This window comes from Mycobacterium paraense, from assembly GCF_002101815.1.
Taxonomy (GTDB): Bacteria; Actinomycetota; Actinomycetes; order Mycobacteriales; family Mycobacteriaceae; genus Mycobacterium; species Mycobacterium paraense.
On sequence record NZ_LQPM01000006.1, the window covers coordinates 66,675 to 88,779 of the forward strand.

The 22,105-nt window shown below is 68.1% G+C and carries 21 protein-coding genes; 15 read left to right on the forward strand and 6 right to left on the reverse strand.

The window, feature by feature from the left end:
* Window positions 1–75 precede the first annotated feature (75 nt).
* The 4 genes from AWB89_RS03750 to AWB89_RS03765 are packed head-to-tail and all read left to right on the forward strand — an operon-like array spanning window position 76 to window position 4,213.
* Window positions 76–1,698 carry a flavin-containing monooxygenase gene (locus AWB89_RS03750; protein ID WP_085171676.1) on the forward strand — a complete coding sequence of 541 codons (1,623 nt, stop codon included), beginning with the start codon at window positions 76–78 and terminating at the stop codon, window positions 1,696–1,698.
* The gene (locus AWB89_RS03755; RefSeq protein WP_085171678.1) at window positions 1,699–2,799 is read left to right on the forward strand and encodes an alpha/beta hydrolase family protein; all 1,101 of its coding nucleotides are present in this window, start codon (window positions 1,699–1,701) and stop codon (window positions 2,797–2,799) included.
* A complete protein-coding gene (locus AWB89_RS03760) occupies window positions 2,796–3,173 on the forward strand; it encodes a nuclear transport factor 2 family protein (RefSeq protein WP_085171680.1) in 378 nt (125 codons plus the stop codon). Before AWB89_RS03755 ends, AWB89_RS03760 begins: the two co-directional genes overlap by 4 nt.
* Entirely contained in the window at window positions 3,170–4,213 is a 1,044-nt protein-coding gene (locus AWB89_RS03765; RefSeq protein WP_085171682.1) for a TIGR03857 family LLM class F420-dependent oxidoreductase, read from the forward strand. The genes AWB89_RS03760 and AWB89_RS03765 overlap by 4 nt, the downstream gene beginning before the upstream one ends.
* A 6-nt stretch (window positions 4,214–4,219) precedes the next feature.
* Here AWB89_RS03765 and AWB89_RS03770 read toward each other — a convergent pair whose 3' ends face one another.
* Entirely contained in the window at window positions 4,220–5,716 is a 1,497-nt protein-coding gene (locus AWB89_RS03770; RefSeq protein ID WP_085171684.1) for an acyl-CoA carboxylase subunit beta, read from the reverse strand.
* Between the two features lie 100 nt (window positions 5,717–5,816).
* Here AWB89_RS03770 and AWB89_RS03775 point away from each other — a divergent pair, with 100 nt between their 5' ends.
* From AWB89_RS03775 to AWB89_RS03795, 5 genes are all read left to right on the forward strand, one after another.
* Complete coding sequence (locus AWB89_RS03775; protein ID WP_085094185.1) at window positions 5,817–6,839, forward strand: LLM class F420-dependent oxidoreductase; 1,023 nt, start codon at window positions 5,817–5,819, stop codon at window positions 6,837–6,839.
* 11 nt (window positions 6,840–6,850) lie between these two features.
* Window positions 6,851–8,071 carry a cytochrome P450 gene (locus AWB89_RS03780; RefSeq protein ID WP_085094532.1) on the forward strand — a complete coding sequence of 407 codons (1,221 nt, stop codon included), beginning with the start codon at window positions 6,851–6,853 and terminating at the stop codon, window positions 8,069–8,071.
* An 18-nt stretch (window positions 8,072–8,089) separates the two neighbouring features.
* Window positions 8,090–8,917, forward strand: a complete 828-nt coding sequence (locus AWB89_RS03785) for an SDR family NAD(P)-dependent oxidoreductase (RefSeq protein ID WP_085094187.1) — start codon at window positions 8,090–8,092, stop codon at window positions 8,915–8,917.
* A 107-nt stretch (window positions 8,918–9,024) separates the two neighbouring features.
* Window positions 9,025–9,237 (forward strand): dsRBD fold-containing protein, encoded by a 213-nt coding sequence (locus tag AWB89_RS03790; RefSeq protein ID WP_158089801.1) that lies wholly within the window; start codon window positions 9,025–9,027, stop codon window positions 9,235–9,237.
* Between the two features lie 91 nt (window positions 9,238–9,328).
* Window positions 9,329–10,120: an SDR family NAD(P)-dependent oxidoreductase gene (locus AWB89_RS03795; RefSeq protein WP_085094189.1), complete on the forward strand. Its 792-nt coding sequence runs from the start codon at window positions 9,329–9,331 to the stop codon at window positions 10,118–10,120.
* Here AWB89_RS03795 and AWB89_RS03800 read toward each other — a convergent pair.
* Both AWB89_RS03800 and AWB89_RS03805 read right to left on the reverse strand, forming a co-directional pair.
* Entirely contained in the window at window positions 10,117–11,271 is a 1,155-nt protein-coding gene (locus tag AWB89_RS03800) for a Zn-dependent alcohol dehydrogenase (RefSeq protein WP_085171688.1), read from the reverse strand. The two genes, AWB89_RS03795 and AWB89_RS03800, sit on opposite strands and share 4 nt — an antisense overlap.
* A 9-nt stretch (window positions 11,272–11,280) precedes the next feature.
* Complete coding sequence (locus tag AWB89_RS03805) at window positions 11,281–12,507, reverse strand: cytochrome P450 (RefSeq protein ID WP_085094193.1); 1,227 nt, start codon at window positions 12,505–12,507, stop codon at window positions 11,281–11,283.
* Window positions 12,508–12,628: 121 nt separating this feature from the next.
* On the opposite strand from AWB89_RS03805, the gene AWB89_RS03810 reads away from it, so the two are divergent.
* Genes AWB89_RS03810 through AWB89_RS03825 form a run of 4 tightly spaced genes read left to right on the forward strand, consistent with a single transcriptional unit; the run spans window position 12,629 to window position 16,143 of the window.
* Complete coding sequence (locus AWB89_RS03810) at window positions 12,629–12,988, forward strand: Rieske (2Fe-2S) protein (RefSeq protein ID WP_085094195.1); 360 nt, start codon at window positions 12,629–12,631, stop codon at window positions 12,986–12,988.
* Window positions 12,985–14,022: an amidohydrolase family protein gene (locus AWB89_RS03815; protein ID WP_085171690.1), complete on the forward strand. Its 1,038-nt coding sequence runs from the start codon at window positions 12,985–12,987 to the stop codon at window positions 14,020–14,022. Before AWB89_RS03810 ends, AWB89_RS03815 begins: the two co-directional genes overlap by 4 nt.
* Window positions 14,022–15,170, forward strand: a complete 1,149-nt coding sequence (locus tag AWB89_RS03820) for an amidohydrolase family protein (protein ID WP_085171692.1) — start codon at window positions 14,022–14,024, stop codon at window positions 15,168–15,170. Before AWB89_RS03815 ends, AWB89_RS03820 begins: the two co-directional genes overlap by 1 nt.
* 13 nt (window positions 15,171–15,183) lie before the next feature.
* Window positions 15,184–16,143, forward strand: coding sequence for an alpha/beta hydrolase (locus AWB89_RS03825; protein ID WP_085171989.1), 960 nt, complete (start codon window positions 15,184–15,186; stop codon window positions 16,141–16,143).
* A 4-nt stretch (window positions 16,144–16,147) separates the two neighbouring features.
* Here AWB89_RS03825 and AWB89_RS03830 read toward each other — a convergent pair whose 3' ends face one another.
* Window positions 16,148–16,834, reverse strand: coding sequence for a hypothetical protein (locus AWB89_RS03830; protein ID WP_241520421.1), 687 nt, complete (start codon window positions 16,832–16,834; stop codon window positions 16,148–16,150).
* Entirely contained in the window at window positions 16,831–17,559 is a 729-nt protein-coding gene (locus AWB89_RS03835; protein ID WP_085171993.1) for a hypothetical protein, read from the reverse strand. The genes AWB89_RS03830 and AWB89_RS03835 overlap by 4 nt, the downstream gene beginning before the upstream one ends.
* A gap of 153 nt (window positions 17,560–17,712) precedes the next feature.
* Here AWB89_RS03835 and AWB89_RS03840 point away from each other — a divergent pair, with 153 nt between their 5' ends.
* Window positions 17,713–18,864 (forward strand): acyl-CoA dehydrogenase family protein, encoded by a 1,152-nt coding sequence (locus AWB89_RS03840; RefSeq protein WP_085171694.1) that lies wholly within the window; start codon window positions 17,713–17,715, stop codon window positions 18,862–18,864.
* Window positions 18,861–20,105, forward strand: a complete 1,245-nt coding sequence (locus AWB89_RS03845) for an acyl-CoA dehydrogenase family protein (protein ID WP_085094202.1) — start codon at window positions 18,861–18,863, stop codon at window positions 20,103–20,105. Before AWB89_RS03840 ends, AWB89_RS03845 begins: the two co-directional genes overlap by 4 nt.
* Here the strand turns inward: AWB89_RS03845 and AWB89_RS03850 are convergent.
* Window positions 20,065–22,032, reverse strand: coding sequence for a SpoIIE family protein phosphatase (locus AWB89_RS03850; RefSeq protein WP_085171696.1), 1,968 nt, complete (start codon window positions 22,030–22,032; stop codon window positions 20,065–20,067). The genes AWB89_RS03845 and AWB89_RS03850 overlap by 41 nt on opposite strands.
* Window positions 22,033–22,105: the final 73 nt, after the last annotated feature.

A 22,105-nucleotide genomic window follows, 5' to 3' on the forward strand; every position in this document is an offset into this window, starting at 1 on the left:
CCGCACTCATTGATACTAAGGCCGTTACAGTATAGATTTCAGCAGTTCGGCCGGTTCGGGGCAAGGAGCTGCTCTATGGGTGGAGAGGACGCGCGCTTCGATGCCCTGGTGATCGGAGCCGGCTTCTCCGGCCTCTACATGCTGCATCGGCTGCGCCAGCTCGGCGTCCGGGCCCGCGTGCTCGAGAGGGCCGAAAACGTCGGAGGCACCTGGCTGTTCAACCGATACCCGGGCGCGCGATGCGACATCGAAAGCATCGAGTACTCCTACAGCTTCTCCGACGAGATCCAGCGGGAATGGGTGTGGACGGAATCCATGCCGGCCCAGCCCGAAATCGAGGCCTACCTGAACTTCGTCGCCGACCGGCTCGATCTTCGTCGCGACATCGAGTTCCACACCGAGGTCGTCGCGATGACCTTCGACGAGGATGCCGGCGAGTGGGAGGTCGTCACGAAGGCGGGCGGGTCGTTCAGGGCCCCGTTCGTGATCGCCGCGACCGGCATCCTCTCGGCGCCGCTGGAACCCGACATCCCCGGAATGGACACATTCACCGGGAGGTCGCTGCTCACCAGCCGCTGGCCCCGGGAGGGCGGCGATCTCACCGGCAAGCGGGTCGGTGTGATCGGCACCGGCTCGACCGGCGTCCAGCTCATCCCCGTCGTGGCGCGGGAGGCGTTGCAGCTGACGGTGTTTCAGCGCTCGCCGGCGTACACGCTGCCCTGGGTGGTGCGGCAATTCGAGCCCGGCGAGCTGGACGAGATGAAGGCTCGCTACGACGAGATCCGGGCGGCGCAACGGGCGCACCCGATTGGCGCGGCGCGGCTGAGCGCCTTCTCGGTGCTGTTCGAGATGCTGGCCAGGCCGCCGCTGAAGTCGGCGACCCGCGAGGAGCAACTGCGCGCCATCGAGGAGGGCGGGGTAATGGGGGCGCTGAGCTGGGGCGACGTCTTCTTCGACATCGAGGCCAACCGGATGGCCGCCAAGCTGTACGGGGAGGCGGTGGCCCGGATCGTCAAGGATCCGCGCACCGCTGCCGCCCTGGTTCCCGACCACCCGTTCGCCTGCAAGCGACCGATCATCGACCAGGGCTACTACGAGACGTTCAACCGGGACAACGTCGCCCTCGTCGATCTCCGCGCGGCGCCGATCCGCGAGGTGACACCGACCGGCATCCGCACCGAGCGCGAGTCGTACGACCTCGACGTGATCGTCTACGCCACCGGGTTCGACGCGATGACCGGCGCGCTCAGCCGCATCGACATCCGGGGCCGCGGCGGCGTGTCGCTCGGCGAATTCTGGGCCGGCGAGGGGCCGCTGTCCTATCTCGGGCTGGCGGTCGCCGGCTTCCCGAACCTGTTCACCATCCAGGGCCCCGGCAGCCCAAGCGCCGCAACCAACTTCGTCGCCGCACTCGAGCAGCATGTGGAGTGGATCGGCGACTGCATCGCCCACCTGCGCGCCAACGGCATCCGCACGATCGAGGCGCTGAGCACCGCTCAGCAGGAGTGGATCGACCACGCCACCGCGCTTGTCGCGCCGACGGTGCTGGTGCACCCGTCGTGCAACTCCTGGTACAACGGTGGCAACGTGCCCGGCAAGAAACGGATGTATATGGGCTATACCGGCGGAATCCCCGAATACCGCCGCCGCTGCGACGGCATCGCGGCCGGCGGTTACACCGGCTTCAAGCTGGCGTAGATGCTGCGCCGCGCGCTCGACATCACCCGCGAGCTGGGCATGCTGCTGCCGCGCACGGTGGCCGGCCTCAACGAATCGACCGGCTGGGCCCCGGCGTCGCCGCGCGGGGCGCGCCAATTCGGTGAGGTCCTGCTGGACGAGCTTGTGCTGACCGGCTTTTCGCTGCTGAACGGAAGCCCCCCTGCGGTGCGGGCGCTGGAGGCATGCACCGCGGCGGCCGACGAGTTGTCTGCGCTGGGCATCGACGGGGCACACGCCGCACCGGAACCGTTGCGCCCCACCTCGGTGCGGCGGCGCCGGATCGCCGGCCTCGCCTACGAGCGGATGAAATTCGACCACGACCCGAGGCTGCCGGCCACCCTGGAGGCTGACGGGCTGGGCGGCCCGGCGCGGGCGGTGGTGCACCTGTGCCGACACCGCGGCGGCCCGCGGCCGTGGCTGGTCTGGGTCCACGGCGCCGGTCAGGGCGGCACCGAGGACCTGTTGCTGTCCCGGATCGGCCGGATCCATCACGGCCTGGGATTCAACGTCGCCCTGCCGGTGCAGCCCGGCCACGGTTGCCGGCGCGGCGAATGGCCGGCCTACCCGGACGTGGATCCGCTGGGCAACGTGGCGGGCATGATGCGCGCGGTTTCGGAGGTCCGCGCGGTGGTGCGCTGGGTTGAGCCGCAGGCCATCGCCGTTGTGGTGGCGGGGATTTCGATGGGCACCTCGGTGGCCGCGCTGGTGTCCCACCTCGAGCGCCAGGTCGACGCGGTGGCGCTGTACACCCCGATCCTGGGACTCAACGCGATGATCGCGCGGCACCTGGGCCGCTTCGGGCAATCGCGGGCGGAGTTCCGCGAACTGCTCGGGTCCCCGGAGGTCGCGAAGCTGACCTCGGTGATCGATCCGCTGCGCGTCGATCCCGCGCCGCCGCCGGATCGCCGGCTCATCGTCGGGGCGTGGCACGACCGCATGGCGATGCGCGATCCCGCCGAAGCGTTACAGGAACGTTGGGGCGGGCAGCTGTATTGGTACGACGGCAGCCACGTCGGTCACATCTTCTCCCGGCGGGTGCTCAAGGTGACCGAACGCTTCCTGGCGGAGGTGGCCGGGTGACCACGCGGACGGCGCGCGAGGTGGTCGAGCTCTACAACCTGGTCGCCTGGAACGAGCGCGACCTCGGGTTGGCCGGGGAGTTGTTCGCGGACACCGTGATTCGGCATGAGGTCGGCGAGGCGCACACGCTGACGCACGCGCAGGCGGTACAACGGATCGCCGACGTGTGGCAACTGATGGACAGCTTGCGCTTCGACCTGAACATCGTGGTCGGCGGCGACGACGGCGAGCACGTCGCGATCGTCTACGACTCGACGATGACCACCAAGGACGGCACCGAAACCAACGTCGCGAGCATCGAGGTGTTCCGCGTGGTCGCCGGCAAGATCACCGAGGTTTGGAATTGCGGCTACAAGCAAGGGGTTTGGAATTGACCGAGCGCACGCTTGACGAGCTGGGCTACTACCTGCTGGCCGGCGCCGGCGGCGAGGGCCCGGCAACATTGATGGACGAGGCCCGCCGTGGTGAGGAGCTGGGCCTCGGCACCGCGTTCATCTCCGAGCGCTGGAACGTCAAGGAAGCGTCGTCGCTCGTCGGGGCGGCGTGCGCGGTGACCAACCGGATGCAAATCGCCACCGCCGCAACCAATCACAACACCCGGCACCCGCTGATCACCGGGTCGTGGGCGACCACCATGCACCGGCTGTCCGGCGGGCGGTTCACGCTCGGCATCGGGCGCGGCATCGCGGCCATCTACGGGGCGTTCGGCATCCCGGCGGTGACGACCGCGCAGATGGAGGACTGGGCCCAGGTCATGCGCCGGCTGTGGCACGGCGAGCTGATCTTCAACCACGACGGCCCGATGGGCAAGTACCCCATCCTGTTTCTGGACCCCGACTTCAACGAGGACATCCGGCTTGCGCTGGTGGCCTTCGGGCCCAACACGCTCGCGCTCGGCGGCCGGGTCTTCGACGACGTCATCCTGCACACCTACTTCACCCCCGAGACGTTGCAGCGGTGCGTGGCGACGGTGAAGTCGGCCGCGGAACAGGCCGGCCGCGACCCCGACCGCGTGCGGGTGTGGTCGTGCTTCGCCACCGTCGGCGATCACCTTCCCGAACCGCTGCGGCTGAAGAAGACCGTCGCCCGCCTGGCCACCTACCTGCAGGGCTACGGCGACCTGCTGGTGCGGACCAACGACTGGGATCCCGCCGTGCTGCAACGCTTTCGGGAAGACACCGTGGTGACCTCGATCGCCGGCGGGATCGATCACAAGGCCACACCGGAGCAGATCGAGCACATCGCGACCCTGCTTCCCGACGAATGGCTGGAGCCCTCTGCCACGGGGTCGGCCGACCAGTGCGTCGCGCGCATCCGCAAGGAGTTCGACTACGGCGCCGACGCGGTGATCATGCACGGCGCGACGCCCGACGAACTCGAGCCCGTGGTGGCGGCGTACCGGGCGGGCGCCTGAGCCCCCTCAGGGCATGATGACGGTGCGCGCCACCGGTTCCGCGGCCGCCTGCCGGCTGGACAGGCCGCGCTGCAACGAGGCCAGCAGCGCGTCGCGCGTCTCGCGGGGATCGATGAGCTCGTCGAAACCCATGTGCTCGGCCGACCGATACGAGGCCTGCAACTCGGCGTTGCGCAGCTTCGCGGAGAGGTCCTCGCCGGCGTGCGACGCGCGGCTCAGCGCCGCGGCGCTCATCGCGCCCATCGTCGCGCCCGGGTAGGCGAAGGTCGCGACCTGGTGGTCGAAACTCAGCAGCGACATCACCATCGAGCCGAACCCGTAGGCCTTGCGCAGCGTCACGTGCAACTTGAGCGTGGTGGCCGCCGTCTGGGCCGCGAACATCCGCGCGCCGGCGCGCAGCACGCCGCTGCGTTCCGACCGGCTGCCCGGGAGCATGCCGGGGTTGTCGGCGAGGAACACGATCGGCAGGTGGAACGAGTCGGCCACCGTGATGAAGTGCGCCGCCTTGTCGGCGGCGTCGGCGTCGATGGAGCCGGCCAGCACCTTCGGCTGGTTGGCCACCACCGCGACCGGGTGACCGCCCAGATGGGCCAGCGCGCAGATTACCGCCTTGCCGAACTGGGGTTGCACCTCGAACCAGTCGGGGCTGTCGAAGACCACGTCGAGCACCGCGCGCATGTCGTAGACCCGGCGGTTGTCGCGCGAGACGATGTCGAGCAGCTCCGGCGTCGCTCGCGGTGCGGTCGCCTCGCCGGGTGGCAGGGAGGGCGGGTACGACCACGCGCTCGGCGGAAAATACGACAGGTAGCGCCGGACCTCGTCGAGCACGGCCTCGTCGTCGTCGGCGGCGTTGTGGATGACGCCGCTGGGGATGGCGACGTTCGGCCCGCCGAGGTCCTCCTTCGAAATGTCTTCTCCCGTCGACTCTTTGACGACGGGCGGTCCGGCGGTGAAGATCGCGCCCTGGGCGCTCATGATCCGGAAGTCGCAGACCGGGGCCACCAGCGCGCCGTGCCCGGCGGAGGGGCCCAGCACGGCCGCAACCGTCGGGACCTTGCCCGAGCACTGCGTCTGGGCGAGCAGATCGGTCGGGCTGCGCCCGTAATGCCCTCCGGTAGGCCGAAAGCCGGCGCCCTCGAGCATCATCACCAGCGGGATCTTGTCGCGCAGCGCCAGTTCGGCGATCCGGTACCGCTTGGAGTTGCCGCCGGGACCGATGCTGCCGGCCATGGTGGTGAAGTCCTCGGCGCCCAGCATCACCGGTGATCCGTTGATCAAACCCGAGCCGACGATCAGTGCGTCGGCCGCGACGTCGCCGCCGACCAGCGTGCCGAACTCGCGGAAGGTGCCCGGGTCGAGGAGTCGCTCGATCCGCGCGCGGGCGTCCAGCTTGCCCTTCTTGCGGTGCTTGTCGAGGCGCTCCGGGCCGCCCATCGCCCGCGCATGCTCACGGCGGCGCTCGAGATCGTCGAGCGATTCCTCCCAGTCCTGGGCTTTGGTCATGCCCGAACTTTCTTCATGCCTAAAGTCCTACCTCATGCGGATCGGTCGTGACTAGCCGAGTGGGGTCACATACTGGATTGCTTACTGTAAAGTTGCCCGCATGGGTAGCGCCCCCCGCCTCAAGCTCGACGGGGGCATCCCCAATCAACTCGCCCGGGTGCCGCGGGTGGCCGGCGCCCTGGAACAGGACGGGTATGACGGCGGCTGGACCGCCGAAACCAACCACGACCCGTTTCTGCCGGTGCTGCTGGCCGCCGAGCACACGTCCCGACTCGAGGTGGGCACCAACATCGCCGTCGCGTTCGCCCGCAATCCGATGATCGTCGCCAACATCGGCTGGGACCTGCAGGCCTATTCGCAGGGCCGGTTCATCCTCGGACTGGGCACGCAGATCCAGCCCCACATCGAGAAGCGGTTCAGCATGCCGTGGAGCCATCCGGCGCCGCGGATGCGCGAATTCGTCGCCGCGCTGCACGCGATCTGGTCGGCGTGGCGCGACGGCGCGAAGCTGCGTTTCGAGGGCGACTTCTACACGCACAAGATCATGACGCCGATGTTCACGCCCGAGCCGCAGCCGTATTCCGCGCCGAAGGTGTTCCTGGCCGCCGTCGGCGAAATGATGACCGAGATGTGCGGCGAGGTCGCCGACGGCCACCTCGGCCACCCGATGGTCTCGAAGCGCTACCTCGAGGAGGTGACGCTGCCCGCCCTGCTGCGCGGGATGCAGCGCTCCGGGCGGGATCGCGGCGTCTTCGAGGTGTCGTGCGAGGTGCTGGTCGCGACCGGCGAGAACGACGACGAACTGGCGCTCGCCAGCGCCGCCGTGCGCAAGCAGATCGCGTTCTACGGCTCGACACCGGCCTACCGCAAGGTCCTCGAGCTGCATGGCTGGGGCGATCTGCACACCGAACTGCACCGGCTCTCCCTGGCGGGGGAGTGGGACACCATGGGCTCGCTCATCGACGACGAGATGCTGGCGGCTTTCGCCGTCGTCGGTCCTGTCGACACGATCGCGGCGGGGTTGAAGAGTCGCTGCGAGGGCGCCGTCGACCGCGTCCTGCCCATCTTTTTGACCGCTTCCCAATCCTGTATCACCGCCGTAGTGAAGGAGTTTCGCGAGTGAGCACGCCGACGATGGACGAGGCCGCCAAGCTGTTGACGGATCCGCTGGCGTACACCGACGAGCGGCGGCTGCACGCGGCGCTGACTCACCTGCGCGCCCACGCGCCGGTGTCGTGGGTCGACGTGCCGAACTACAAGCCGTTCTGGGCGATCACCAAGCACGCCGACATCATGGACATCGAACGCGAAAACATGCTGTTCACCAACTGGCCCCGGCCGGTGCTGACCACCGTGGAGGGCGACGAGCAAGCGGTCGCCGCCGGGGTTCGCACCCTGATCCACCTGGACGACCCGCAGCACCGGGTGGTGCGCGCGATCGGCTCCGACTGGTTCCGCCCGAAGGCGATGCGGGCGTTGAAGGTTCGCGTCGACGAGCTCGCCAAGATCTACGTCGACAAGATGATGGCGGTGGGCCCCGAATGCGACTTCGTGCAGCAGGTCGCCGTCAATTACCCGCTTTACGTGATCATGTCGCTGCTCGGGCTGCCCGAGGCCGACTTCCCGCGGATGCTCAAGCTGACCCAGGAGCTGTTCGGCAGCGAGGACGCGGAATTCAAACGCGGCACCACCAACGAGGACCAGTTGCCCGCGCTGTTCGACATGTTCCAATACTTCAACGGGGTGACCGCCGCGCGCCGCGAGCATCCGACCGAGGACCTGGCGTCGGCGATCGCCAACGCCCGCATCGACGGCGAGCCGCTGTCGGACATCGAAACCGTCTCGTACTACCTCATCGTGGCCACCGCGGGCCACGACACGACCAGCGCGACCATCTCCGGGGGCATGCAGGCGCTGATCGAGAACCCGGACCAGCTGGAGCGCCTGCGCGACAACCTCGACCTGATGCCGCTGGCCACCGACGAAATGATCCGCTGGGTCACCCCGGTCAAGGAGTTCATGCGCACCGCCGCCAAGGACACCACCGTGCGCGGAATACCGATCGCCGCGGGCGATTCCGTGTTGCTGTCGTACGTGTCGGCCAACCGGGACGAGGAGGTTTTCGACGACCCGTTCCGCTTCGACGTCGGGCGTGACCCGAACAAGCACCTGGCCTTCGGCTACGGCGTGCACTTCTGCATGGGGGCGGCGCTGGCCCGCATGGAGGTCAACAGCTTCTTTTCCGAGTTGCTGCCGAGGCTCAAATCCATCGAGCTGACCGGCGCCCCCGAACTCATCGCCACTACCTTCGTCGGAGGGCTCAAGCACCTGCCAGTGCGCTATTCGCTGACCTGATTCCCTAGCCTCGAGGCTGTGGAGCGCAAGACGATCGTCATCACCGGCGCCAGCGACGGCATCGGCGCCGCGGCGGCCCGCCGGCTGAGCCGGGGCGGCGCGAACATTGTCGTGATCGGCCGGTCGCACAGCAAGACCGCCGCGGTGGCCGCGGAATTGGGCGCCGACCATTTCGTGGCGGACTTCGCCGACCTGTCCGCGGTGCGTGCCCTGGCTGACGAGATCCGCTCCCGATACCCGCGCATCGACGTCCTGGCCAATAACGCCGGTGGCCTGTTCACCAAGACCCACCAAACCGTGGACGGCCACGAGATCACCTTGCAGGTCAACTACCTGGCGCCGTTCCTGCTCACGACGCGGCTGATGGACCTGCTCGTCGAATCCCGCGCCACCGTCATCAACACCACCAGCTCCTCGCACAAGTTGCTCCCACGCCCGAAAATCTCCGACCTGCAGGACACGACGGGGCGCCGGCCCAGCTCCGCCTACGCCGTGACCAAACTCGCAATCGTCTTGTTCACCAGGGAATTACATCGGCGCTACCACCCCGCGGGGTTATCGGCCGCGACGTTTCACCCCGGCTACGTCAACTCCAACTTCGGCGAGGCGTCGGGATCGCGGTTCCTCGTCTTCATGAAGTACCGCGTGCCGCTGGTGGCCCGGTTCACCGCCACCACCGACGAGGCGGCCGACCAGCTGGTCTGGCTGGCGTCCGGCACGCCAGGCGTCGACTGGACCTCCGGCGAGTACTACTCGAAGGGCAAGATCGCCAGGGCCAACCGGGCGGCCTACGATCCCGCGCTGGCGCGAGAGCTGTGGGATCGCACCGTGGCGACAATCGGTTGACCGCGCGGAGTGTCCATTGGCCATGACCAATGGGACCAAAGTCACCACAACGCGCCACGCCGGTGCGTGAGCGCGACATTGGCCCTGTCGCGCAGCATGATTCGTACATGGACCTCACCATCGCGATCGACGAGCACGGCGGAAGAACGCACGCGAAGGCCGAGTTGCACTGGGGTAGCGCGCATTTGGCCGGGATCGGCATCGCCTATCACCATCCGGCCGACGCTCTGGCGCGCGACGCGGGCCCGGGGCTGGCGACGGCGCGGGCCCTGTCGGACCTGGCCGAGCAGGTGGGCCGGCTGAGCCGGGTCGGGGCCTGACGGCACGCGGGTGCGGCCACCGGGCCGGTGACCCGCAAGCGGGTACTAACATGCAGCTCATGAGCGATTTCGACCTGACCAGTCCCGCGCGATGACGGCCTCGACTGCCCTGGTGACCGGCGGCGCGTCCGGCATCGGGCTGGAGGTCGCCGGCCTGTTGCGCGACGCGGGCCACCGGGTCGTCACGTGGGACCTGTCGGGCGCCGACATCGATTGCGATGTCAGCGATCCCGACGCGGTGTCGGCGGCCATGGAACAGACGGTGCGCGAGCACGGCGTGCCGACCCGGGTCGTGACGTCGGCCGGCATCGGGTCGTCGGGCCCGTCGGGTCTGTTGCTCAAGCAAGCGCCCGCCGATTGGGAGCGGGTGCTGTCGGTGAACCTCACCGGCACCTGGCTGACCCTCCGCGCCGCCGGGCAGGCCATGGTCGACGCCGAGTTGCCGGGGTCGATCGTCGCCGTCTCCAGCATCAGCGGGACGGTGGTCGATCGCGACATGGGCGCATATTGCGTGTCCAAAGCCGGCGTCGACATGTTGGTCAAGGTCGCGGCCGTGGAATGGGGCACCTACGGCATCCGGGTCAACGCCGTCGGGCCCGGAGTGACGCGCACCCCGATGCTGCCCAACCCCGACGCGTGGCTGGGCTGGGCGGACGGCCTGGCCAGGCGGACCGCGCTCGGACGCCTGGGTGAGGCCAGCGACGTGGCCGGCGCCATCGTCGGTGTCCTGGAACTACCCTGGGTGACCGGTCAGGTGGTGCACGCCGACGGCGGCCTGGCCCTGCACAGTCCGATCGACGCCTACGGCCAACTGGAGAAGCTGATGCGCCTGAAGCGACTCCGCCAGATCCGAGACGAGCGGGAGAAGGCCAAAGAGGCCTAGATCCCGAAGTCGATCACGCCCCTGACGATCGTGCCGTTGAGCAGATCGTCGTAGGCGTCGTTGACGTCGTCGAGGCGATAGCGCTTGGTGATCATCTCGTCGAGTTGCAGCTGTCCGGTCTGATAGAGCCGGGCCAGCCGGGCGATGTCCGCATTCGGGTTGCACGAGCCGAATATGGTGCCCGCCAGCGTCTTGTTCATCAGGATGAAGTCCTGCAGGTCGATGTTGACCGACCGGGTCAGCTGCGATGTCATGCCGGTGAGGACACAGGTCCCGCCCTTGCGGGTCAGCTTCACCGCGTCGCGGACGTCGTCGGCGGTGATCAACGACGGCGAGACCACCACGGCGTCCGCCATCACCCCGTAGGTCAGGTCCCGCACCAGATCCAGCGCCTCGGCGGCCGTCGCGGCGCTGTGCGTCGCGCCGAACTGGAGCGCCGATTTCTGTTTGAACTCAACGGGATCGACGGCGATGATGTGTGCCGCGCCGTTGATCCGGGCGCCCTGGATCGCGCCGGTGCCGATTCCGCCGACGCCGATCACGACGACGGTGTCGCCGGCGCGCATGTTGGAGCGGTTCGCGACGGATCCGTAGCCGGTCGGAATGGCGCACGACAGCAGGGCGCTCGGCACCAACGGCAGGTGTGGATCGATCTTCACGAGCGAATTCGTCGACACCACAGTGTGTTCGGCGAAGGCGCCGACCTTGGCGATGTGGCCGAGATTGCGGCCGTCGGCGGTGTGGTGGCGGAAGGTGCCGTCGGTGGGCATCCCCGGGACCATGGTGCCGATGCCGACGTCGCAGAGGTACTCGATCCCGCTGGCACACCAGCGGCACTGCCCGCACACCGCGACGAACGACATCACCACGTGGTCGCCCGGGGCGAAATCGGTGACGCCAGGGCCGACTTCGCGCACGACGCCGGACCCCTCGTGGCCGCCGATCATCGGGAACATCGTCGGCAGCCCGAGCGAGCGCATCACCTCGTTGGGCGCCGACATGTCGCCCTTGAGGATGTGGTCGTCGGAGTGGCACAACCCGGCGGCGGCCAGCTGGACCAGGACTTCGCCGGCGCGCGGCGGGTCCAGCTCGAAGTCCTCGACCGACCACGGGCCGCCGACGTCGTGCAGAATCGCTCCCTTAGTTTTCAAGCGGCTTCCTCATGCGGCCGGGGTGAACGTGACGGGAAGCTTGTTCGGCGACCGGAAGGTCAGGCCCACGATCTTGGACTCCTCGCCGGTCCCGTCGTCGGGGACGAACGCCAAATGCCGGACCCGGTCGAACAAGCTGTTCAGCATGACCCTCGTCTCCAGCCGGGCCAGGTGCATGCCGAGGCACATGTGAATGCCTGCGGCGAACGCGATGTGGGCGAGGCGCGGCCGCCGGATGTCGAACCTGTCGGCGTCGGGCCAGCGGCTTTCGTCACGGTTGGCCGAGCCCATGCACATGTCGACCTGCGCGTCGGCCGGTATTGTCTTGCCGCCTATTTCGATGGCCTCGGTGGTGGTCCGCATGACCATCGTCAGCGGCGTTTCGACGCGCAGGCCCTCCTCGATGGCGGCCGGGATCAGGGAGCGGTCGCGCTGAACCATCGCCAGCTGCTCGGGATGGGTCAGCAGCAGGTACAGCAGATTGCCCGAGGAGCGGTAGGTGGTCTCCAAGCCGGCCGGCAGCAGCAGGCGCAGGAACGCGATGATCGCCTCGTCGGTGAGCTTCTCGCCGTCGATCTCGGCGGCCACCAGGTCGCCGATGATGTCGTCGGTGATCTTGCGGCGCCGCTGCTCCACCTGGTCGAGGAAGTAGTCGTGCAGCTCGGCCGCGGCGTTGAGCCCGGCCATGATGTCCGTCGGGATCGAGATGAGGTCGAGGGACAACCGCCGGAACATGTCGAGATCCTCGGCGGGAAGGCCGAGCAGCACGGAGATGATCCGGGTCGGAAACTCGAAGGTGAGGGCCTTGACCAAATCGGCGTGGCCGTCGTTCTTGATTTCGTCGATCAGTTGATCGCAGACCGGCCCGATGACCGACGGTTCCCATCGCTCCAGGGCGGTGGCCCGGAACGCCTTGGCCACCAGGCTGCGGTGGTCGTGGTGCTCTTTGCCGCCCATCGCCAGGATGGTGTGGCCCATCACCAGCCCGATGGTTTTCTCGTAGGCGGCCGAGGTGAAGACGCGGTCGTCGCGGAACGCCTGGAACAGCCCGTCGTAGCCGAACAGGACCCATTCGTCGTTCGGCCGCAGTTCCTCCGGCATCTGCGAGTGGTCCGCCAGGGAGCCGTGCCAGACCGGATCGGTGCGCCGCATGTATTCGAAGAACGGATACGGGCTGGTCTCCCCGGTGAGGTCGAGGGTGACGGGCTGGCCGTCCGGGTCCGTGCCGAGCGTCATACGCGCTCCTCCTGTGCAGCCGGGTACAGGCGGATAGGTGCCGAGGGAATGTCGCTATCATAGTATAAATAGCAACGAAGCCCAACGGCTTGTGGTCTCTGCGGGAGGCGGTGATGCTCAGGTGCCCGACCGGCGATTCGTGTGCTCCCTGGACGAACTGCCGCCCGGCGGGATGAAACTGGTGGACGTCGGAAAGTTCGGCGTCGGCGTCTACAACGTGCGCGGTGAGCTGTACGCGATCGTCAATTACTGCTCGCATGAGGGCGCCCCGCTGTGCCTGGGCCTACTCGGCGGCACCAACGAGCCGGCTCCGGAATCGCCCGACGGGATGCGCCGGGTCCGCGACGGGCAGATCGTGCGATGCCCTTGGCACAATTGGGAATTCGACGTCACCACGGGCCAAAACGTGGCCGATCCGACCCGTCGCGTCCGCACCTACCCGGTCGAAGTCGCCGACGGGGAAGTGTACCTGAACGCATGATTATCGACGCCTGCGTGCAACCTCACTTCCGCCACAACGCGGAGATACGGCGCTATCTGCCGGCCGCGCACCAGCTGCGCTCGATCCCCGACGTCGAGCAGCAGTGGTATCAGGCGCCCGGCGGCGACTACCGGGAGGACCTCTACGGGGAGCACTACCCCGGTTCGGATCCCGAGACCGTGAGCCGGCACCTCTTCGATGACCTGGGCGTCAATTACGCCATCCTGAACCCGCTGACCCGCGGCAACATCGCCGACTACTTGCTCAACAGCCGAATTTGCGCCGCGGTCAACGACTGGCTGCTCGACCGTTGGCTGGAGCCCGACCGCAGCGACCGGTTCCGCGGCACCATCCGCGTCAACCCCGAGGACCCCAAGGGCGCCGTCGCGGAGATCGAGCGCCTCGCCGGCCATCCGAAGCTGGTGCAGGTCGGCGTTCCCCTGCAGTCGCGGGAGCCGTACGGCAAGCCGATGTTCGAGCCCATCTGGGAGGCCGCGGCCGCGCACGGGCTGCCGGTTGCGGTGCGCATCAACGGCGGCAACGGCGTCGACCACCCGCCCACCTTCGCCGGCCACGCGCACACCTATCCGGGGTACGCGGCGTTCATGCCGCTGAACTACTTCGTGCATTTGGCCACGCTCATCATCGAGGGCGTGTTCGGTAGGCACCCGAGCCTGAAATTCGTGTTCGCCGACGGCGGCTACGACATCCTCACCCCGCTGATGTGGCGGCTGGACACCTTCTGGCTGTCGATGCGCGACCAGACGCCGTGGGTCGACCGGTATCCCAGCGAATACCTGCCCGGCCACGTCCGGTTCTGCTCCTCGGCCTTCGACGGCCCGACGGAGGCGGACGCGATGCAGCGGTGGATGGACTTCACCGGCAAGTCCGACCTGCTCATGTACGGATCGAGCTACCCCCACTGGTCCACCTCGGCGCCGGCGACAGTCGCCGACGGGCTGGATACCGCCCAGCGCGAAAAGGTGTTGTGGCGCAACGCCAGTGAACTCTACGGGCTGAAGGAGCGTGTGTGATGACGACGATCGAACGGGTCGATTCGCCCACCGGCCACGAGGACGAGATAGCGGTGACGATCGTCGACACCGACGTGCACCCGTTGCCGGTCTCGGTCGACGTGCTCAAGTCCTATGCGCCCGCCGAATGGGTGGACAAGATCTGGCCGACGGGCAACGCCGTTGCCCCGGTGCCACATTTCTACGACACCCCCGATTCGTTCAAGACGTCGTCGCTGCGCGTGGACGCGTGGCCGCCTGGCGGCGGAGTCGCCGGCAGCGACCCGGATTTCGCCGCCAAACAGTTGCTGCTCGACGCCGGCGTGAGCATCGCGACGCTGGAGCCGATGTGCGATGCGCAGCTGCCCCAGGCCGAGCACGTGCTCAAGTCGACCTACAACGACTGGCTCGCCGACGTGTGGCTGGGCAAATACAACGGACACGGCCGCTGGCGCGGCTCGATCAGCATCAGCGCGCAAACACCCGAACTGGCCGCGCGCGAGGTGGAGCGGTGGGCCGGGCACCCGTACATGGCCCAGGTGCTGATGACGCCACAGACCCGCGGAATCCCTTTCGGGAACCCGCATTTCGACCCGCTCTACGAGGCGGCCTCGCGCAACGGATTCCCGGTGGCCACGCACCTGATGGGCCAGACACCGTTCGAGCTGATCCCGATCTACCCGGTCGGCAACCCCGCGCACTGGCACGACTTCTTTGCGTCCTGGCCGCTGCTGTACGTCTCGCACCTGATGAGCCTGGTTTTCGACGGCGCGTTCGACCGCCACCCCGACCTGCGGGTGGTCTTCGTCGAGGGCGGCTTCACGTGGGCGATGCCGGTGATGTCGCGAATGGACCGGATCTGGGAAGCGCGCCGCGGCGACCTGCCGCACGTGCGCCGGCGGCCGTCGGACTATGTGCGCGAACACGTTCGGTTCACCACCCAGCCGCTGGAAGACGCCGACACCGTGCAGTTCCGCGAGTACCTCGAGATGATGGACCTCGGCGACAACCTGATGTTCTCGACGGACTATCCGCACTGGAGCTACGACTCGCCCACCTATGCGATCAACCGGTTCCCCGCCGACCAGCGGGAGCGGATCATGCGCGGCAACGCGACGGCCCTCTATGGCCTTCCGGCGACCGTCAAGGCGCTTCCCGGGGAACGGTGACGCGTTGGCGGACCTGACGCAGACCAATCTGACCCGGCCGCAAGGCCTCAACCGAATCGACCCGGTGTTGCGGGAGGCCGCGACCGAGCTGGGCGTCGTGGAGTTCCGCGCCGAGACGCTGCCCGCCGAGCGCGAACGGGCCAACCTGCGCGCCGCCGAGCGGGCCGCGGCGGTCGACACCGGCGGCGCCGCCGTGGAATCGCGATCGATCGACGGCCCTGGCGGGCAGCGGCTGGACCTTCGCCTCTACCGCGGCGCAACGGGATCGCCGGCGCCGCTGGTGGTCTACGCCCACGGTGGCGGCTTCGTGACGGGCAACCTGGACACCGATCACGCCCAGTGCGTGGAGCTGGCACGCGCCGCCGGCTGCCTGCTGGTGTCGGTCGACTACCGGCTCGCACCCGAAAACCCTTGTCCGGCCGCCCTGGCCGACGTGGAGGCGGCGCTGCGCCACGTCGCCGCGAATCCCGGCGAGTTCGACGCCGACCCCGGCCGCATCGCGGTGATGGGCAGGGACGCGGGCGCGGCACTGGTGGCGGGCCTGGCCCAGCGGATGTTCGACGAAGAAGGGCCGCCGATCCTGGTGCAGATCCTGCACCAGCCGATGCTCGACTCCGACACCACGCCGTCGCGACGCGAATTCCAGCGCACGCCCGGCCTCAACGGCCCCGCGGTGAGCCGCGCGTGGAGCCACTACCTGGGCCATGCGGCCGCCGGCGGTCAAGACGTCCCCGCGCATCGGGCCAACCTGGAGGGCCTGCCGCCCACGTTCATCAGCTGCTCCGAAATCGACCCGTGCCGCGACGAGGCCATCGGGTACGCCAACCGGCTGCTACACGCGTACGTTCACACCGAATTGCATGTCATCGCAGCCACATTCAACGGCTTCGACTCGTTGGTTCCCGATTGGGTGGTCTCCCAGGAGAACCGGGCGCTGCACGCGCAGACGCTGCGCCGTGTCTTCGCCATGTAGGCGGCTAGATCGGGGTGAACTTGGTGATGAACCAGTTGCCGCCGACCCGGCTCATGCGCACCAGCACGCTGCTGACCGCCACCGACGGCTGCGGGCTGTCCTTGGTCGACGTGACCTGATCGACGAACACCAGCACCACGGCCGAGTCGGGATGTAGCTCCGACACCGCGGCGCCCGTCACCTTGGCCGTGGTCTTCATCGACTTCTGCTTGGCCATCGGGGCGACGGTCTGCTGACTGAATTGGTCATAGTAGGACAAGAAGTCGCCGGTGAGATGCTTCCTGGCGTTGGCGAAGTCCTTGTCGAGCGACTCGTAGGAGTAGGACAGCAATGCCACCGTTCCGTCGGACCCGGCGCGGGCCACGGTTCGGGCGACGCTGGTATCGGTCTGTTGGTCGGGCCGGTACTGCTTGAAGTACAGCCAGGTCGCCACGCCGCCGGAAATCAGCAGCAGCACAATCAGAACCGGGGCAACGATCCTGCGCAGGCCGGGCGGCAGGCCGCGACGCCGAGGCTCGCCCAGCTCGGGGGAGTCCTCCTCCTCGTCGCCGTCGGGTTCGGCGGTGTCCTCGGCTGCGTCCTCTTCGGCTTCGGGGTCGGCGTCGGTCTCCACGGCGGCGTCGGCCGCGGGTTCGCGTTCCGGATCGCCTTCTGGTGCAGTTGAATCCATGTCGCGCACGTCTTCGGTCACGGTACGTACTCAACTTTCGACATCTTGTACTGCCCGCCGACCTTGGCGACCGTCACCCGCAGCCGCCAGGCCAACGGTGGCACGTCCTTTCCGGGTGGGGAATTGGTGACCTGGGAGGTCGCCGAGACCAGCACCACCGCGGTGTTGCCGTTGATGGACTCGAGGGCGGCGGCGTTCACGGTGCCCTCGGTGACCGCTTTCGATTGGGTGACCACCGAGATGAAGTCGTTGGCCCGCTGTTGGAAGTCGTCTTTGAATTGCCCGGTGGAGCCGTCGATCACGCGCTGGATGTCTTCTTTGGCCTTGTTGAAGTCGAGGGAGATCATGTTGAGGACGCCCTGCTTGGCCCCCGCGATGAATGCGGCTTCCCGTTGTTGGTTTTCGGTGGCATCGCGGTGTTGGCTCACCATGTATGCGCTCACCGCGACGAATGCGCAGATGGCGATGACGGTGGCCACCGCGGCGATTGCCGGCAATCGGCGTCGCCAGGCCGGTTGCTCCGCGACGGGCTCGTCGTATTCCTGGTACTCCTCGTCGTAGTCCTCTTCGTAATCCTCGTCATCGCCGTACGCGTGGGCGGGCTCGGACTGGGCGAGGGCCTCTCGTCGCAGCCGTGCCGCGGCGGCGCGGGCCTTCGCCGCGGCGGCCAGCGCCTGTTGCGCGGCGGCCTCCGCTGCCTGGGCCTCTTCGAGCAACGCCTTCGCGTCGGGGTCCAACTCAGCCATCGCGATCACCGCTCGTCACGACCATTATCGATTGAACTCCCGTATCTCTTACGGTATTGCTCATTGCTAACATCAAATCCCCAGCGAACTCCGACGAGAACCGACCAGGCGGATGATCAATCACCCACACCTTCTCCCGAATCCTCCGGCATCATGACCGCTGTCGACTCTCCCGAAAAGATACTCTTCGCTTCCACAACCCAGGCCTTTCTACAAAAAGAAGCGCCGCTGCGTCGCGTCCGGGAACTGCACGCGGCGGGCCAGTCCTTCGACCCGGCGTGGTGGCGGCGCGCCGCCGAACTCGGCTGGACCGCGCTGCTGGTGCCCGAGGAGTTGGGCGGCGGCAGCGTTTCGGGCAGCGGCCTCGAGGACCTGGCCATGGTCGCCGAACAACTCGGCAAGACGGTGGCGCCGGGACCGCTGTACCCGGTCAGCGTCGTGCTCGCGGCGCTCGCCGAGTGCGCCGACGCTCAGGCGCACACCGACGCCATCGAGTCGCTGATCTCGGGTGAAACGGTGGCGTCGTGGGCGGTGAGCGAGCCGGGGCGGGGCTGGGCGCCGCTGGATCCCACGGTGACGGCCACCCAGACGGACGCCGGCGTTCGCATTGACGGCACCAAGGACCGGGTGGAGGCCGGCGCCCAGAGTGCGGTGCTGCTCGTCGTCGCGCGATGCGGCGGCGAGGTTCGGCAGTTCCTGGTCCCGACCGATGCGCCGGGCGTCCGCGTCGAGCCCCAGCAGTCGGTCGACTTGGTCAAGCAATACGCGCGGGTCCATTTCGACGGCGTGGTGGTGGGGCCGTCCGCGGCGGTCGGTTCCGCGACCGAGACCGTCGCCCTGATCGAGCGGCAGAGCCAGATCGCCCAGGTGCTGCAGTGCGCCGAGGTGGTCGGCATCCTGCAGACGGTGTTCGACTTCACCGTGCAATGGGCGCTGGACCGGCACACGTTCGGCCGCCCGCTGGCGTCGTACCAAGTCCTCAAGCATGGATTCGCGGACATGAAGCTGTGGCTGGAAGCCTGTCGCGCCACCACCGCCGCCGCGGTGGCCGACGTCGCCGCCCGCTCGCCCAGCGCGGGCTTGTCGGCCAGCGTCGCCAAGTCTTACGTCGGTGAGATGGCCGTGCGGGTCGTCCAGGCGTGCGTGCAGATGCACGGCGGCATCGGCGTGACGTGGGAACACGACCTGCACCTGTACCTGAGGCGAGTCACGTTGTACCGCTCCATGTTCGGCACGCCCGAGGAACACAACCTGAGGGTCTACGAGGCGGAGAAGGCGGCCCGATCGATGACGAACGCCGGATGACGACAACCGAATCGGTCGCCGACTTCGCCGCCCGGGCCCGACAGTGGTTGGCGGACAACATGCCCGCCATCGATCCCGAGCATCCACCGCCCGTCCCGCGCGACGAGGAGCGATCGTGGCAGCGCGCCCGCGAACTGCAAAAGCGGCTCCACGAAGGCGGATTCGCGGGCATTTGCTTTCCCCGCGAGTACGGCGGCCTGGGCCTGGATTACGAATACCAGAAGGCGTTCGACGCCGAGTCGTTCGGCTACGAGATGCCGCTGATTCTCAACACGCCCACGTTCACCATCTGCTGTGCCACGCTGCTCGACACCGGCACCGAGGAACAGAAGAAGCGGCACATCGCCGCCGCCCTGCGCGGCGATGAGGTGCTGGTGCAGCTGTTGAGTGAGCCCAGCGGTGGGTCGGACCTGGCCGGTGTGATCACCCGCGCCGAGCGCCGCGGCGATCGTTGGGTGATCAACGGCGCGAAGACGTGGAGCACCAGCGCCTTCGCCGCCGACTACGGACTGTGCCTGGCGCGCACCGATTGGGACGTGCCCAAGCACGAGGGCCTGACCATGTTCCTGGTGCCCATCGCGCATCCGGGAATCACGTTGCGGCGCATCACCATGCTGAGCGGTTCGAAGGAGTTCTGCGAGGAGTTCCTCGACGGCGTGGACGTGGGCGACGACGCCGTCGTCGGTGAGGTCAACGGTGGCTGGGCGGTGGCCTCGCGGCAGCTGTACCACGAGCGGCGGGCAGTGGGGCAGGGCTCTGAGTTCTCCAGCGGCAGCGGCAGCGAGGGTGGTTCCTCCAAGCCCGTCGACTACGTGGCCCTGGCCGAGAAGACGGGCCGGGCGGACGACGAACGGGTCCACGAGATGGCCGGCCGGGTGCTCGTGCACCGCGCCGTGGCCGAGCAATTGATCGACCACGTGTACCGCAACGTCCGGGACGGCGTACTGCCGCCCGCCGCCGGGACGCTCATCCGGCTCTTCCATTCCGAGACCGTGACCCTCGACATGGACACCGCGCTCGCGATCGCCGGAAGCGCCGGCGTCGTGGGGGAATTCGGCGAGGGCCTAGAGGCCGGGCTGCGTTACCTGTCGCGGCAGAACGTCGCCATCGGGGGCGGCACCACCGAGATGGCCCGCAACGTCATCGGCGAGCGCGTACTGGGCTTTCCGCGCGAATACGCGGCCGATCGCGGGGTGCCGTTCAGTCAGGTGCGGCACGGTCAGGATCGGGATCGTCGCTGATAACGGGCATTTGAACCAGCGACAAGACGTGATGGGCGGGGCTGCCCGGCGGGGCTACCAGCACGAGCGCGCCACCCTGCGTCTGCGCCCGGTCGCGGGCGGCTGCCAGCGCGCTGACGCCGGCCGATCCGAGATGGGTGACTCCGCTAAGGTCGATCGTCAAAGACCCTATGCCGGAGCGGCTTTCGACCGCGATCTGGCGGTCCAGGGTGGATGCGGTGGTGGTGTCGACGTCGCCGCTGACGACGATGCGGCCGGCGTCGCGGACCAGGGAGACGAACTCGGCGTCGACGGGTCGCCGGCGGCGTGAGCGGCTGACCATCGTGTCGGTGATGAAGTTGGCCGGTCGCGAAAGCGGGTGTGTCAGGCTGGCAGTCGTGCCGCCGTCGTCGTGCGCGACTAGGGCCTGGAACACCAGGGCCTCGGCCATCGCGAGTCCGCGCCCGCGACCCCCTTCGCCCTCGCGGTAGTCCTTCCACTGCCCGTGATCGATCACCGAGGCGCGCAGGTTTCCACCACCGGACAGCGCGGCCTCGACGACGACGCCGTCGGGAACCTCAGTGGCGTAGCCGTGTTCCACCGCGTTTTCGACGAATTCGGAGACCGCATGCACGACGTCACAGATGTCGTCGCCGTCCGCCCCGATCTCCGTGAGCCACTCACGCAGCCGCGTCCGCACCGAGCGCGCGGCGTGGACCGTCGCGTCCAGCGTCATGCGCAGCGGCGGCGGCGGCGTACGCCGTTGCGCCGCGAGCAGCGTGACGTCGTCCTGGTAGCCGGTCGACCGCAGCAGCAATTCCAGTGTCTCCGAGCAAAGCCGGTCGATCGGGCGCCCCGGCGCATCGATGACGAAGCCGCCGCTGCCGCCGGCGATGTTCGCCGCCAACTCGGCGAATTCCGCGGTGCTGGAGGCCAGCGGCCTGCCCGGGCGCTCGATGAGGCCGTCGGAATACAGCAGCACCGAGTCGCCCACCTCCAGCACCTCGGTGCGCACCGGGAATCCGGTACCGCTGCCCAGGGGTCCCGCGCCCGACGGTTCCACATACCGCGAGTTGGCGCCCGCGCTCACCAGCAGCGGCGGCGGGTGTCCCGCTGTGCAGTACTGGAATTCGCCGGTCGCGAGGTCAAGCGAACCGACGCAGAGGGTGGCCGACTTGGAACCCGGCACCTGTTCGCGGAAGCGGTCGAGAGCCTCGAGCGCCTCAACGATGCTGTGCCCCAAGGCGATCTGCATCCGCAGTGCCGTGCGCAACTGTGACATCACCGCCGCCGCCTCGACGCCATGGCCGACGACGTCGCCGACGACCAGGACCAGCCGGTCCCCGAGGGCTATCGCGTCGAACCAGTCGCCGCCGGCGGCGGTGTCTTCCGCGGCAACGAGATATTCCGCGGCGATGTCGGCGCCGGGAACGACGGGCACCGACGGGGCCAGTAGCGCCTGCTGCATGACGGTGGCCGAATCGCGCATGCTGCGGTAGCGCTCGGAGAGCTCCTCTATGCGTGCCTCGGCGGCCTGCCGCGACCGCACCCGCTCGGTGACGTCATCGAAGATGATCTGCACGCCCTCGACTGACCCGTCGTCCCCGCGCCGCGGTCTGACCACGAAATCGAAGTACCGTTCCTGGATGCCCGAACCGTCATAGTCGGCCTGCAGCCGCCATTCCCGCCCGGATTGCGATTCGCCGGTTTCGTACACCCGGTCGAACATCTGATAGATCTGCTGGCTCTCCAGCTCGGGGAAGACCTCGATCGCAAGCTTTCCAACCGGGTTTCCCGTCGGATTGAACGCGCGGTAGGCCGCGTTGACCGCCACGAACCGGTGGTCGGGACCCTTCAGGCCGACCAGCATCGCGGGGACGTTCTCGAAGGTGCGGCGGACTTCGTCGGCCGCACCAACGGTCTTGTCCCAGTCCTTTTCGGCGACCAATTGGCCGTCCCTCCTGCGGAACCTTGCTACACCGTCACAAAACCAGGCCGAATGCATGGCGTTTGCACACGTA